Below are 13,993 nucleotides of genomic sequence, written 5' to 3'. Positions count from 1 at the left end.
CGCCAGGAAGGCGCTTGGATAGACCCGGCCGCTATGGGGGGAGTTGAACACCAGAGGGGCGGCAAGCTCGGCCGGCCTTGCCACCCCGAAGGGCGGCGAAAGTTCCCTCTCGATCGCCTCAGCCTCTCTTTGGCTCATTGGCTAAACCTTGGTCCTTAGAAACGGCCGGCCAAGCCGCCAGCCGAGAATCCCCTGCAAACTCTGCCAATGAGAGTTGAACCTGTCCAGGCGTGTTCTGCCTTGTGCAGAAGCGAATAAGACGCGATGATTTGGCTCTCATGGTGACAAGGCCGAACGGGGCTGGACGAGACTAGAAGCAAGCGGTCGTTTACCAAGTTCATGTAGGGCGTAGCGTCTAGAGGGGGAAGAGGGATGGTGGCCAACGATCCGGACGCGCGCTGCGTTCAGCGTATTCTCCTTGCCGAGGACGACGAGGACATGCGCCGCTTCCTGGTGAGGGCGCTTACCAAGGCCGGCTACGACGTCGTGTCGTTCGGCAACGGGCTCGAGGCTTATGAGCGCCTGAAGGAGGAGCCCTTCACACTCCTGCTCACCGATATCGTGATGCCGGAGATGGACGGCATCGAGCTTGCGCGGCGCGCGAGCGAGCTCGACCCTGATTTGAAGATCATGTTCATCACCGGCTTCGCCGCGGTCGCGCTCAACCCCGACAATCACGCGCCGAAAGACGCCAAGATCCTGTCGAAGCCCTTCCATCTGCGCGATCTGGTCGATGAGGTGGAGCGCCTGCTCGCCGCCTGAGGTTTTTCGATCTCCCAGGTGCGGGTTGCCTTCGAGGGGGCTCAGCCGATATAGAAGCCGTTCGCAACGGTCGGGCGCGTAGCTCAGCGGTATGAGCACTGCGTTGACATCGCAGGGGTCCCCAGTTCGATCCTGGGCGCGCCCACCATTTTCAGGCGGCCTTGTGACGCCGGTCCTCGCCATCGCGGCATCTTCTGGGCGGCGCCAAGACGTGGCATAAAGGTCGGGGGTGACTGCGTCATGCCGGACCATATGAGAACGCTGTTCATGCTCGCCTGCGCGGGAGGTGTCGCAGCTTTCCTTGGGGGTTGCGCCAAGGCCTCCGTCGGTAATGTGCAGGAGGTCGAGGCGGGGACGTACAGCATCGGCATCAGCCGGGCCAGCGGCATCGCCACCGATATGAACAAGGCGCTCAGCACCGCCGTCGACAAGGCCGGCGATTTCTGCCACGCCAAGGGCCAGAAGTTCATGCTCAAGTCAGCCGTGGGGAGCACCGTCGTTTTCCGCTGCGCGGCGACGGCACCGAGCCCTGAATGACGGCTGGCCTAGCCTCGCCAGCATAAGGACAGGAGATGCATTCTCGCTCTCTCGACCCTTGGACCCATGAGCACGTCTTTCTCGGCGCCGCTCACGCTCGCAACGAGCGGCGCACCTGGCTCGTCGTAGGGCTGACGGCCACCATGATGGTCGCCGAAATCGTCGGCGGCATCGTGTTCGGCTCGATGGCCCTGCTCGCCGATGGCTGGCATATGTCGACGCACGCAGCCGCGCTCACGATTGCCGCTCTCGCCTACCAATACGCGCGGCATCACAAACATGATCCACGCTTCGCCTTCGGCACTGGGAAGCTCGGCGACCTCGCCGCGTTCGCAAGCGCCATCGCGCTCGGCATGATCGCGCTGCTGATCGCCTATGAGAGCCTGATGCGATTGGCGCGGCCGGTGCCCATCGCCTACGTTCAGGCGATTTCCATCGCGGTCGTCGGGCTTGCGGTTAATCTCATCTGCGCCTGGCTGCTCCGCGACGAGCATGCGCACCACGATCATGGCGAGGACCATGCGCACGACCACCGCGACCACAGGGACCACAATCTGCGGGCGGCCTATCTGCACGTGCTTGCCGACGCGTTCACCTCGGTCATGGCTATCGGCGGCCTCGTCCTCGCGCTTTGGCTCAGCTGGCCGTGGATCGATGCCGTCGTGGGCCTCGTTGGCGCCTGCGTGATCGCGAGCTGGTCCTACGGACTGATCCGCGACGCGGGCCGCGTGTTGCTCGATGTGGTTCCCGACAGACGCACCCAAGGCGCTATTCGCCAGCGCCTGGAGGTCGACGGGGACCGCGTTTCAGACCTGCATCTTTGGCAGATCGGCCCCGGGCATCGCGCCGCCGTCGTCACCATCGTCAGCGACCGGCCGCAGGCGCCTGCCGCCTACAAGGAGCGGCTCAGGGGTATCGCCGGCCTCAGCCACGTCACTGTCGAGGTCGAGCCCTGCCTGCCGAAGAAGCGGCGGAGCGCCGCGTAGCAGTCTCGAGCGTTGACAGGGCGTGGGGCCGTTGACTATGGTCCGCCCGGCTCGACCGGAGCTTCGCCTCCGGCGGCCACTCTCCTTCACCGTTGCTTCAGGTGCTTCGCATGAAGATCAAGAATTCGCTCAGGGCCTTGCGCAAGCGCCATCGTAACAACCGCGTGGTGCGCCGGCGCGGACGGCTTTACGTCATCAACAAGACCAACCGCCGATACAAGGCGCGGCAGGGCTAGGGTCTTCGCAGGCGCGAACCATCCTATGTCTTTGACGGCGCATCTCCGCTGTCCTAGCTTCTGGCCATGATCGACCGGCCCTATCGGACAGCGGCCCTTGCGGCGCTGCTCCTGTCTTTCTGCCTGGCGTTGTCCGCCGCCGGCTCACTTCCGGCGCGCGCGGCTGACGGAGGGCTTGAGCCGGGCGTCGGCGATGCGCCCCCCAGCGACATGTTCCCCGACGGTGGCGCTCCGGAAGAGGGGGGACAGCCGCCAAGCGGCAAGGACTTGACCGGGCCTCCACCCTCCTCGACGCCCAACAAGCAGGACCGGTCCGATATTCTCGGCAACGTGCCGCTCGGCGACCCCGCGGTGCGCGCCGAAATGCTGAAGGAGCTCTACACGCGGTTGAGCGGCGCTCGCAGCGCCAAGGATGCCGAGCCGATCGCCGAGGCCATCGAGGAGACCTGGCGCCGCTCAGGCAGCGATACCGTCGACCTGCTCATGAGCCGCGTCGATGCTTTCGTGCTCGCCTCCGATCTCGACCTTGCCACGCAGGTGCTCGACGCCGTGACCGAGCTTGACCCGGACAACGCCGAGGCCTGGCATCAGCGCGGCATCGTGCATTTGATGCAGAACGATACCGCCGGGGCGCTCTCCGATCTCAGGCGCGCGATTGCCATCGATGCCAACCACTATAAGGCGTTGCGCGATCTTGGCGCCGTCCTACAGCAAACCGGCGATCGGCGCGGAGCGCTCGACGCCTATCGCAAGGCGCTCGCGGTCAATCCCTTCCTCGAGCAGGCTCGGAGGGCCGAGGAGCAGCTCTCCCACGACGTCGAAGGCCGGGATATCTAGGCCCGCTCCATCCGGCTTCGAGCGCTACTGCGCGTCAGGGGTTTCCTCGCCGACAAAGGCAATGCGCAGCATGTTGGTGGCGCCGGGGGTGCCGAGCGGCACGCCGGCGGAGATGATCACTCGCTGTCCCGGGAGCGCGAAGCCTTCCTGATAGGCGATGCGGCAGGCCTTCGCCACCATATCGTCCAAGTCCTTGGGGTCGCTGGTCAGCACACAATGCAGACCCCATACGATGGCGAGCTTGCGGCCCGTGCCGGGGATTGGGGTCAGCGCAATGATCGGCTGCGGCGGCCGCTCGCGGGCGGCGCGGATGCTTGTCGCGCCTGAGGCCGTGTAGCAGATGATCGCCGCGAGATTGAGCGTCTCGGTGACGGTGCGCGCGGCGGCCGAGATGGCGTCGGCGCCGGTCGCCTCGGGATCGATGCGCTGGGCGTGAATGATCCTCTCGTAGAGCGGATCGCGCTCGACTTCGATGGCGACCCGATCCATGGTGGCCACGGCCTCAACCGGATATTTGCCGACCGCCGATTCAGCCGAGAGCATCACCGCGTCGGCTCCGTCGAACACCGCGGTGGCAACGTCGGAAACTTCGGCGCGGGTCGGCGCCGGCGAAAGGATCATCGATTCCAGCATTTGCGTGGCGACCACCACCGGCTTGCCGGCGTTGCGCGCGGCGCGGGTGATCTGCTTCTGTAGCCCCGGGACCTTCTCCACCGGCATTTCGACGCCGAGATCGCCACGCGCCACCATGATGCCGTCGGCAAGCTCGATGATTTCCTTGAGCTCGGTGAGGGCCGAAGGCTTCTCGATCTTGGCCATGATCGCGGCGCGCCCGCGGATCAGCTTGCGGGCCTCGGCAATATCCTTGGCGCGCTGCACGAACGACAGTCCCACCCAGTCGACGCCGACGTTGAGCGCATCTTCGAGATCGGCGCGGTCCTTGTCGGTCATGGCCGCGAGCGGAATGACCGTGTCGGGGAGGCTGATGCCCTTGCGGCTGGCGAGCGTTCCGCTGGTCAGCACCTCGGCGTCGATGCGCACGTCGCTCGCCTCGACGATCCGCAAGCGCAACTTGCCGTCATCGAGCAGAAGAGCATGGCCGGGCTGCACCGCCTGGAAGATTTCCGGGTGCGGCAGGTGCACGCGTCCGAGGCCGCCAACCGACTCGCGGCGGACAAAGCTCAGAATGTCGCCCTCGGTGATACGGATCGCGCCGGATTCGAACTTGCCGATGCGCAGCTTCGGTCCTTGCAAGTCGATGAGGATGCCGATCGGACGGGAGAAATCCGTTTCGATCTTGCGGATGGTGGCGTGCGCCTGCCGCAAGGCCTCGGGGGTCGCATGGCTCATATTGATGCGGAAAACATCGGCGCCCGCCTCGAACAGCGCGCGGATCGTCTTTTCGTTGTTGGAGGCAGGACCGAGGGTGGCGACGATCTTGACTCGGCGATTACGCCTCATTGACTCTTCGCTTCGCCTTCAGGATCGGTGAGGCGAACGGTCCAGTCGCGCTCCTCGCCGGTGTCGACTTCAAAGAAACCAGTCTTCTTGTAACCGCGCTTCACGCATTCCTTCACGTCGCGAATGGTGAACGCCTTGTCGTCAGTGCACATGAACAGCGTGCCGCCCCATTCCCCACCGCGATCATAGTCGATGGCGTGGATGTAATAGAACCGGGCAATAAGTACACCCTTCAACAGGGTCTCGCAGGTGTGCGAGGCGACGTTCCACCAGCCTTCCGTGGCCCAGCCCTCGACATCGCGGTAGCCGATGGCGACGCCGACCCGGCTCGAGGTGGTGTTGCACAATTTGAGATCGGCGTGGGCTGGCGCAGGCGCGAGGCCGATGGCGGCGGCGGAGGCGAGCAAACACGCCACGCGCAGCGCCCAAGGACGGGGCGCGGCGGCGGAAACCGCCTGGCTATCCGAGCTGGCGAGCGTCACTTTCTCAGGGCCATCAACCACGGTTGAAATCGCCGAAAGGTAGCATCGAATTGGTTGCGTTTGTCTGACTAGAGCAATCAATTATAAGGTCATTTTGCGACGCAAAAGCCAGCGCCGACAATCCTGGGTAATTGCGTCACAACCTTGACCCCGGAAGCGCCTTTCCGCTTGGAAGAATGAGCGAAGCCGGGATAAGAGCCAGGATTCGTGTCAAGCGCAATAAGAGGATGACGGTGGAGCAGCGGCTTACCCGGCTGCGGCAGGAGCAAAGGGAAGCGTCGCCCTTTCGCCGCATCGAGGGAGATTGGAAAAGTGGCGCGCTCATTCTCTGCGACCACGCCGCGAATCTGATCCCTCCTGCCTATGGCACCCTCGGCCTCACGCCTGAAGATCTTGCCCGGCATATCGCCTACGACATCGGCGCTGCCGCCGTGGCGGAGCATCTGGCGCGGGCGCTTCAGGCGCCGGCGCTGCTCACGCGCTACTCGCGGTTGCTGATCGACCCCAATCGCGGACGCGACGACCCGACGCTGGTGATGCAGCTTTCCGACGGGCGCATCGTGCCCGGCAATGCCGCCTTGGATGAAGCTGAGATCGAGGCGCGCATCGAGCGCTTTTATGCGCCATATCATCAGGCCATCGAGGCCGCCATCGACGAAGGCGTCGCCGCGGGGAAACCGCCGGTCCTGCTCGCCATCCACAGTTTCACTCAAGCCTGGAAGAGTGTGCCGCGGCCCTGGCACGTGGCGGTGCTGTGGGACAGGGACCCAAGGCTCGCTTGCGCGCTGCTGCGCGAGCTGGAGGCGACCCCGGGCATCGCCGTGGGCGACAACGTGCCCTATAGCGGCCAGCTCAAGGGCGACACGCTCTACCAGCACGGCACGCTGCGCGGGCTCGCGCACGCGCTGATCGAAGTTCGGCAAGATCTGATCCTCGGGCCTGAGGGGCAGGCTGAGTGGGCGGAACGGCTGGCGCACGTCGTGCGCAAGGTGCTTGGCACCGCCGATCTCGCGCCCAGGCTGCACGCCATCGAGCGCTATGGCTCGCACACCGACGGCGTGACGCAAGGCTCTGGATAAGCTGGATAAGAGCAACCGGCGCGTTGCCCTGTAACACGGCCGCCGCCTAAGCTCCGCGGCAGATCAATCGTCAAGCGAATCAGAGGTCTCCCGTGCAGCTCCAGAACTCAACCAAAGACCAGCTTCGTGCCATTGTCGCCCGCATCGAGCGGCTCGAGGAGGAGAAAGCGGCGCTCGCCGCCGATCTCCGCGAGGTCTACGCGGAGGCCAAGGGCAACGGCTTCGACGTGAAGGCGCTCAGGTCCGTTGTTCGCATCCGCAAGCAGGATGAGAACAAGCGGAAAGAGGAGGAGGCGGTGCTCGTCACCTATCTCCATGCGCTCGGCATGGCCGAGGCTGAGGCCGCCTGATCTTCGTCATTCCGGCGCAAGCCGGAATCCAGTTGCGCGGAACGCGCCAAGAAAAACTGGACCCCGGCTTCCGCCGGGGTGACGTGGATGCCCGGCACGTAGCCTGTGCTCGGGCCAGCGGAGCCGGACCCGAGTGGCCGGGCATGACGATGAATATGAGAGTCTAGCGATCGATCTGCGCTACGCGGGTCGGAGCCGGCGGCGCGATTTCGGCATAGACGCTGCGCACCGCGCGCCCGCTGAAGGTCTGCGCCGCGACGAGCCCCTGATAGCCGGAACTCTTGCGGAAGGTGGCGGCCAGCGGCCGGTCCATGTTCTCGAACAGATAGGAAAGGTCCTTCTGCTCGGGATGGGTGAGGTGAGCGACCAAATGATTATAGGTGATCGAGGTGTTGCTCATCAGGCCGGCGATGGCGAAGGGAACGTAGCTCGTCTCTTCCGGATGGTCCTCGTCGACCTCTGGCGCGCTGACCACTTCGGCGCTGCGATAGAGCGGAGAGCTGGGCTCGCCGAGAACCGGCCTCGATTGCGGCAGCTCGCCACCGGCATTGGCATAGACGAAGTGTTTGCGCGTCGGAAGCGGCGCGGCCTGCGAGGCAGGCGGGCTCGTGACCGCCGGAGCCGCGCTCGGAGCGTCAGGCACGTAAGAGGCGAAGATGCCCTGCGGCGGTTCCGGCTCGGCGCGCAAGGCAGACTCGGAACGGAACGCTGCCTCAGGATGGAATGCTACCTCAGGATGGAACGCCGCCTGGATGATGGGCTGGACGGCGGGTTGGATCGCGGGCTGGGCGGCGGCCACGGCTTCAGGTTTCGGCGCCGGCATTACTGAGGCGAGCAGCGTGTTACGGCCGGGCAAGCCCTTGGCCATGGCGAGCTTATAATCTTGCTGGGTGATCGGCTTGCCGTCGAGCGGCAGGTAATTGGTGCGTCCGCTCGGGAACAGCGCGGCGAGCTCGAGCCGCGCAATGCGCGGCCACATGCGCACGCGGCCGGTGTCGACATGCACGAAGGGAACCCCTGAGGTCGGGTAGTAGCCGACGCCGCCCCATTCCTGCACCAGCGCCGAGTTGCGCAGCGTCTTCACCGGAACGTCGGGGAAGACGATGTCGGCCGCTTTGCCGAGGATGTGCTGGCTGGCTTTGGCCTGGCCGCCGCCTCTGCGTCTCAGCCGCTCGTTGGTGGAGGCGGTGCGGTAGCCGCAAATGAGCTTCACCGGTTCCTTCGATCCAAGCTCCCTGTGCAGCGTCCAGATCAGGTCGATGAGCTCGGGGTCCATGTCGCGAGACTGTTCCTTGCGCCAGTCGCGCATGAAGTGGTCGAGCTGCTTCAAGGCGTCGGGATCGTAGCGGCCGTCCTTCTTGAAGGTGACGGTGATCGCTTCCTTGGTGTGGATGTTGAACATCGAAAGCGTGCGCGTCTCGCCCGACGCGCTCGCGTGCTGCACAGTGGCCGGCCAGAACCAAGTCCCGACAAGCGTCACTGCTAGCCCCGCGCCAAGCATGGCGCGACGTGCAAGGGTCCCCCGGACTGACATCCCCGCGCTTTGTAGCCTTTCCCTCTAACCGGCCTTGAGCGGCCGGCTTTGGCTCAAACCCCCGTCAGGTTCGAGCCCCCGTAGCAGTCATGCCTTTGGCACGTACTTGCTAACCAGCATTATTTGCCTAAATGGGGGAAAAAAAAGGCAAAAATGACGATCCCACCCGAAATCAACAGGCAGCGTTAACGTTACCTTACTGCGGAATTTGGCGGATTCTAAAGCCTGAGCGCCGCTGCCATACGGGAGTCGTGCCCGTAGATGTCGCCAAAGGTCGAGATCGAGCCGTCGTCATTCACCCGAAGGGTGAAATAGGTGATGTAGACCGGAATCTTCTCCTTGAGCGCAATATGCTGGTCGGGGCCGCCCTGGATGGCCGAGGCGACACGTCCGGCCGACCAACCTTGGTCCTCTTTCAGCAAGGTCAGCGCAAGCTGATCTGGGTTCTGCACGCGCATGCAGCCATGGCTCTCGGCGCGCACCGTCTTGGCGAATAGAGCTTTCTGCGTCGTGTCGTGCATGTACACGTCGTGACTGTTGGGGAACACGAATTTGACGGTGCCGAGCACGTTGTCGGGGCCAGGCGGCTGGTAGATGTTGAGGCTGCGAATATCAATGTGGTTCCAGTCGATCCTGGAGGGGTCGACCTCTCGGCCGCCGATATTGATGCGCAGATTATGGCGCTCGAGCACGGCGGTATTCCAGCCGCCGCCGCCGAACCATCCACCCTCCTCGACGAGGAATGGCCTGATCTCCTCGGTCTTGATCGAGTTCGGCACGTTCCAATAGGGATTGAACACGATCTCCTGCATCTCCTTGGAGATGATCGGGGTCTGCTTGTCGGGCTTTCCGACCACCACTCTGGCGGTGTGCACGGCCTTGCCGTCACCCATCACCCGCACCGTAAATTCGGGAATGTTGACGTTCACATAGAACGAGCCGAGGTCGTGGGGCAGCCACCGCCAGCGTTCCATGTTGAGCAGGATGAGTCTCACTTGTCCGGGGTTCGCGGCTTCGTGGTGCTGCTGGTTGAGGAGCCGCCGCGTACCGGGACCCACCGCCCCGTCCGGCAGCACGCCATGATCTTCCTGGAAGCGCTGCACGGCCGCGTGCACCGAGGCGTCGAACACCGTCTCCTTGCCGCCGTCCTCGACCGCGACGTTGAGACGCTTCCGGAGCAGTGCCACCTGTTCGTGGTCGACGCCGAGCTCAAGCGTCGGCCCATCGGGAATGCGCACGACGTCCTTGTCGGGATTCCCGCCGCGGGCGGCGATCAAGGCTTGGCGCAGGGCCTCGAACTGCGGCTGGTCGGGCTGGAAGCTCCGCAAGTAGGATGCGGGGTCCGAGCGAAAGGCGATCGATTCGATCACTTCCATGGGGTCGGGCAGCGCCAGCGTCGGATCGAGGTTGGGGCTGAGCCTCAGCGGATCGATGCGGCCGCCGCGCGCGTCGCGGGCATAGCCGAGCACGGCGAAGCTGATCTTGATCTCGGCATCGGCGAGCCACTTGGCGTCGGGGGTCTCGTCGCCCGCCTTCGGCAGCGGATAGTCGGCCGGGCGCAGGCCGTATTCGTCGGCTTTGCCGATCTCCTCCATCACCGACTTGGCCCGGTCGTTGAGGCCCTGCTCGCCGACCCAGAGGAGGCGGTTTTCCGCCACGGAATAGTATTCGACGAGGGCGCCTTGCTCGTTCTTCCGCGTCTCGCTCGCGTTGGTGAATTTGGCGGTGAGCCGCTCCTGGACGGCGGCGCGCACGGCCTCAGTTTGACCGATCAAAGCGTCTGGAGATTCGGGCTCGGCGGCATGGGCCGCGAGCGTCAACGGCCCGAGCGTCAACGGCGCGGCCAAGAACAAGGCGAACGCGATACAGGAAAATGGCCTCATCAATGCTCCCTCCAGCCGATCGTGCCCGCGATTCGGCAGAAATCCGAACCTAACGTGGGGACCCCGCTTTTGGCCACAACGCGGTGCGATATAAGCCGACTTGAGCGCCGCTTTTTTTGTGAGTGTGGCTTTCGTGCCGAGGCCTGCTGTGGTCTTGCGCTAATGCGCTCGCGCCTCCAGCCCAATCTCGCGCATCTTCCGGTACAGCGTTGACCTGCCGATGCCGAGCCTCTTGGCAATTTCCGTCATGCGCCCGCGGTAACGGCCGAAAGCAAGCCTGATCATGTCTGCCTCGACCGCTTCGAGCGAACGGATGTCGCCTTCCTCGCTCAAGGCGGGAATGCCCACGGCGTCGCGGCCGCTCGCCGACGGCAGGCGGATCGTGGCCGGCGCAATGGACGACTGGCCGAGCATCACGGGTCCTGCGATGCGGGGCGCCAAGGCTTTCGGGGCGGGAGCCGGCGGCACGGTCACGCGGTAGCCTTGCACATGGGCTGCGATCTGCGGGAACTCGCTCACCCCGAGCAAGAGCTGGTCGGCAAGAACCACGGCGCGGAACACCGCGTTTTCGAGCTGGCGAATGTTGCCGGGCCAGCTATAGCGCTCGAGCATGGCAAGCGCCTCGGGCTCGATGCCGTCGACGCGCTTTCCTTCCTCTGCCGCGAAGCGGGCGATGAAGTGGCGGACGAGTTCCGGCACGTCACCCAGACGATCGCGCAAAGGCGGCACCCAGATGGGAAGGACGTTGAGGCGGTAATAGAGATCCTCGCGGAAGCGCCCCTGCTGCACGAGAGCGATCAGATTGCGGTTGGTCGAGGCAATCACGCGGACATCGACCTTGACCGGATATTTGACGCCAATGGCGCCGTCTTGCAGCGCGCGGAGCAGCTTGATTTGCGCTTCAGGCGAAAGCTCGCCGATCTCGTCGAGGAACAAGGTGCCTTGGTCGGCCTCGAAGAATCTTCCTGTTTGCCGTTGGGAGTCGCTCGCGAACGAGCCGAACAGGACGCTCTCCACCAGATGTTCGGGAATGGTGCGGCAATTGACGGCGACGAAAGGCTTGCCTGCGCGATGGCTCTCGCCGTGGATGGCGCGAGCGATGAGCTCCTTGCCGACGCCGCTTTCGCCTTCGATCAGGACCGGAATTGACGATTTCGTCGCCCGCCGCCCAAGCTCGACAACCCGGGCCATGGTTTCGCTGCCGGCAACCAGACCGGCAAATCCAAGCTCGCCGCGGGCGGCTGCCTTTATCCTGCTGATCTCGCCCTCAAGTGCATCGATCTTGAGCGCGTTCTTGATGGAGACTTCGAGCCGCTCGGGGCTCACCGGCTTGACCACGAAGTCGACGGCGCCGGCCCGCATGGCGGCGATGGCCGCATCGATGCTGCCGCTCGCCGTCTGCACGATGGTCGGGTGTTTCCGCGGCAAGGACCGCATGGCCGAAAGCACCGCCATGCCGTCGGTTCCCCGCATCACGAGGTCGAGCAGGATGAGGGATATATCGCCTAAGGCGTCGGCCTTGAGGGCGGCAAGCGCCTTGTCTCCGTTTTCAGCCAGGGCAACGGAATAGCCGAAGCGCTTGACGGTCTCTTCGAGAATACGGCGCTGAACAGGGTCGTCGTCGACGACCAGGACACGTTTGGGCATGACGCAAGACTCGCTACAGTTACGCTGGAACCCCTCGGAGCAGACCCCTCGCTCGCGCCCTTCGCGTTGCGCTTTTGCGTTGCGCTCCCGTTGCAAAATTGTGCGGGGAAACGGTAAACAAGCGCTTTATGGCAGTTCGATTTTGGTGAGGCTTGCTCTTGGCCCTCTCGCAAAATCGCCGTAAGAGCACGTTAGACACGTTAGAAGAGACGCGCGGGCACTTCGAAGGACGGGACAAAAACACCAATGCAGCCGAAATCCCTTCAATGGCCGGCGGTTCACGCCACTGCGCCTTCGGCTCGCGGCAAGGCAAAGCCTGCAAGCCGGCAGGGGCAACCCAAGCCTAAGCTCGGGGCTCTTCCGGAGTGGAACCTCAAGGATCTCTATAGCGCCCCGGATGCGCCGGCGCTCAAGGCCGATCTTGAAGCCTCCGAACGGGCGGCCGAGGCGATGCAGCAAAACTATGCCGGCAAGCTCGCCGCGCTCGCCGATGGGGGGAACGGGGGCAAGGCGCTCGCCAAGGCCGTGCGCGAATACGAGGCGTTGAGCGACCTCATGGGGCGCATCGTCTCCTATGCGAGCCTGCTCTATGCCGCCGACACCTCAGATCCGGCGCGGCAGAAATTCTTCGGCGACATCCAGGAGAAGATCACCACGATCTCGTCCAAGCTGCTGTTCTTCCCGCTTGAGCTCAACCGGCTCGACGACAAGGTGCTGGAAGCGGCCATGGAAGATCCGGAGCTTGGGCACTACCGGCCTTGGCTCGAGGATTTGCGCAAAGAGAAGCCCTATCAGCTCGAGGACAGGCTCGAGCAGCTGTTCCATGAAAAGGCCGTGACCGGGCGCGGCGCCTGGAACAGGCTGTTCAGTGAGACCATGACCGCGCTCAGATTCGACGCGGACGGCGAGAAGCTCAGCCTAGAGCCCATTCTCAATCGGCTCCTCGATCAGGACGAGACCCGGCGCCGGCAGGCTGCCGAAGCCTTGGCGCGCGTGTTCAAGGACAATGTGCGGCTGTTCACGCTGATCACCAACACGCTCGCCAAGGACAAGGAGATCTCAGACCGCTGGCGCGGCTTTGCCGATGTCGCCGATAGCCGCCACCTGGCCAACCGGGTGGAGAAGGAGGTGGTCGATGCGCTGGTCGCAGCGGTGCGCGAAGCTTACCCACGCCTCTCTCACCGTTACTACGCGTTGAAAGCCAAATGGCTCGGCAAGAAGCGGCTCGCTTATTGGGATCGCAACGCGCCGTTGCCCGAGGAGCCGACGCAGAGCATCGGCTGGGACGCCGCGCAAAAGACGGTGCTCAAGGCCTATGGCGATTTCTCGCCGCGCATGGCAGCGGTCGCCGGCGAGTTCTTCGCCAAACGCTGGATCGATGCGCCGGTGCGCGAGGGCAAATCTCCCGGCGCCTTCTCGCATCCCACGGTGCCGAGCGCGCACCCCTATATCCTGCTCAATTATCAGGGCAAGCCGCGGGACGTGATGACGCTGGCCCACGAACTCGGTCACGGCGTGCATCAGGTGCTCGCCAACGCGCAAGGCCCGCTGATGGCGCCGACGCCTTTGACGCTCGCCGAGACGGCAAGCGTGTTCGGCGAGATGCTGACCTTCCGGGCGCTGCTCGAGAGCGCGCCGAGCAAGCGCGAGCGGAAGGCGCTGCTCGCCTCAAAGGTCGAGGACATGATCAACACCGTGGTGCGCCAGATCGCGTTCTACAGCTTCGAGCGCAAGGTGCATACGGAGCGGCGCGAAGGCGAGCTCACCTCGGAGCGGTTGGGCGAGATCTGGCTCGAGGTGCAAAGCGAGAGCCTCGGACCGGCGATCGATTTCAAGACCGGCTATGAGAACTTCTGGGTCTATATCCCGCACTTCATCCATTCGCCGTTCTACGTCTATGCCTATGCCTTCGGCGATTGCCTGGTGAACTCGCTCTATGCGGTCTACGAGAAGGCCGACAAAGGCTTCGCCGACCGCTATCTCGATATGCTCGCGGCTGGCGGCACCAAGCACCACACGGAGCTGCTCAAGCCGTTCGGCCTCGACGCCACCGACCCCAAATTCTGGTCCATGGGGCTCAAGGTCGTCGAAGGCCTGATCGGCGAGCTCGAGGCGATGGACGCCTGAGGCTGAACCTCTTCTTCGCTTCAAAGTTGTAGAGTATGCTTCCCGCGCCTACTCTTGCCACAGGAGGGGTGC

The 13,993-nt window shown here is 64.2% G+C and carries 13 protein-coding genes and 1 tRNA gene; 9 read left to right on the top strand and 5 right to left on the bottom strand.

The window, feature by feature from the left end; translation table 11 throughout:
• Positions 1-372: 372 nt before the first annotated feature.
• The 6 genes from cpdR to ACREC7_RS04530 all read left to right on the top strand — a co-directional run bounded on the left by cpdR (position 373) and on the right by ACREC7_RS04530 (position 3,358).
• Positions 373-762 carry a cell cycle two-component system response regulator CpdR gene (gene cpdR, locus ACREC7_RS04555; protein ID WP_431554507.1) on the top strand — a complete coding sequence of 130 codons (390 nt, stop codon included), beginning with the start codon at positions 373-375 and terminating at the stop codon, positions 760-762.
• A gap of 72 nt (positions 763-834) precedes the next feature.
• Positions 835-910: transfer RNA gene (locus ACREC7_RS04550), tRNA-Val, on the top strand.
• A 92-nt stretch (positions 911-1,002) separates the two neighbouring features.
• A complete protein-coding gene (locus tag ACREC7_RS04545; protein ID WP_431554506.1) occupies positions 1,003-1,299 on the top strand; it encodes a hypothetical protein in 297 nt (98 codons plus the stop codon).
• 35 nt (positions 1,300-1,334) lie between these two features.
• Complete coding sequence (dmeF, locus tag ACREC7_RS04540; RefSeq protein ID WP_431554505.1) at positions 1,335-2,285, top strand: CDF family Co(II)/Ni(II) efflux transporter DmeF; 951 nt, start codon at positions 1,335-1,337, stop codon at positions 2,283-2,285.
• Between the two features lie 110 nt (positions 2,286-2,395).
• Entirely contained in the window at positions 2,396-2,521 is a 126-nt protein-coding gene (ykgO, locus tag ACREC7_RS04535) for a type B 50S ribosomal protein L36 (protein WP_370536275.1), read from the top strand.
• 66 nt (positions 2,522-2,587) lie between these two features.
• Positions 2,588-3,358 carry a tetratricopeptide repeat protein gene (locus ACREC7_RS04530; protein WP_431554504.1) on the top strand — a complete coding sequence of 257 codons (771 nt, stop codon included), beginning with the start codon at positions 2,588-2,590 and terminating at the stop codon, positions 3,356-3,358.
• Between the two features lie 24 nt (positions 3,359-3,382).
• Here the strand turns inward: ACREC7_RS04530 and pyk are convergent, their stop codons facing one another.
• Positions 3,383-4,819, bottom strand: coding sequence for a pyruvate kinase (gene pyk / locus ACREC7_RS04525; protein ID WP_431554503.1), 1,437 nt, complete (start codon positions 4,817-4,819; stop codon positions 3,383-3,385).
• On the bottom strand, positions 4,816-5,322 hold the full coding sequence (locus ACREC7_RS04520) for a DUF1036 domain-containing protein (protein WP_431554502.1): 507 nt from the start codon (positions 5,320-5,322) through the stop codon (positions 4,816-4,818). Before ACREC7_RS04520 ends, pyk begins: the two co-directional genes overlap by 4 nt.
• A gap of 206 nt (positions 5,323-5,528) precedes the next feature.
• Here ACREC7_RS04520 and ACREC7_RS04515 point away from each other — a divergent pair, with 206 nt between their 5' ends.
• Complete coding sequence (locus ACREC7_RS04515; protein ID WP_431554501.1) at positions 5,529-6,380, top strand: N-formylglutamate amidohydrolase; 852 nt, start codon at positions 5,529-5,531, stop codon at positions 6,378-6,380.
• Between the two features lie 92 nt (positions 6,381-6,472).
• Entirely contained in the window at positions 6,473-6,730 is a 258-nt protein-coding gene (locus ACREC7_RS04510) for a DUF2312 domain-containing protein (RefSeq protein WP_431554500.1), read from the top strand.
• A 163-nt stretch (positions 6,731-6,893) separates the two neighbouring features.
• Here ACREC7_RS04510 and ACREC7_RS04505 read toward each other — a convergent pair whose 3' ends face one another.
• From ACREC7_RS04505 to ACREC7_RS04495, 3 genes are all read right to left on the bottom strand, one after another.
• Positions 6,894-8,210, bottom strand: coding sequence for a DUF882 domain-containing protein (locus ACREC7_RS04505; RefSeq protein WP_431554499.1), 1,317 nt, complete (start codon positions 8,208-8,210; stop codon positions 6,894-6,896).
• Between the two features lie 272 nt (positions 8,211-8,482).
• Positions 8,483-10,147 carry a L,D-transpeptidase family protein gene (locus ACREC7_RS04500; RefSeq protein WP_431554498.1) on the bottom strand — a complete coding sequence of 555 codons (1,665 nt, stop codon included), beginning with the start codon at positions 10,145-10,147 and terminating at the stop codon, positions 8,483-8,485.
• 159 nt (positions 10,148-10,306) lie between these two features.
• Complete coding sequence (locus tag ACREC7_RS04495) at positions 10,307-11,794, bottom strand: sigma-54-dependent transcriptional regulator (protein WP_431554497.1); 1,488 nt, start codon at positions 11,792-11,794, stop codon at positions 10,307-10,309.
• A gap of 246 nt (positions 11,795-12,040) precedes the next feature.
• On the opposite strand from ACREC7_RS04495, the gene ACREC7_RS04490 reads away from it, so the two are divergent.
• A complete protein-coding gene (locus ACREC7_RS04490; RefSeq protein ID WP_431554496.1) occupies positions 12,041-13,921 on the top strand; it encodes a M3 family oligoendopeptidase in 1,881 nt (626 codons plus the stop codon).
• Positions 13,922-13,993: the final 72 nt, after the last annotated feature.

Origin of the sequence: Methyloceanibacter sp. (genome assembly GCF_050728395.1) — a bacterium.
In the GTDB taxonomy this organism is placed as follows: Bacteria; Pseudomonadota; Alphaproteobacteria; order Rhizobiales; family Methyloligellaceae; genus Methyloceanibacter.
The sequence above is the reverse complement of the archived record's forward strand: the minus strand, read 5'-3'. Positions and strand labels throughout refer to the sequence as shown.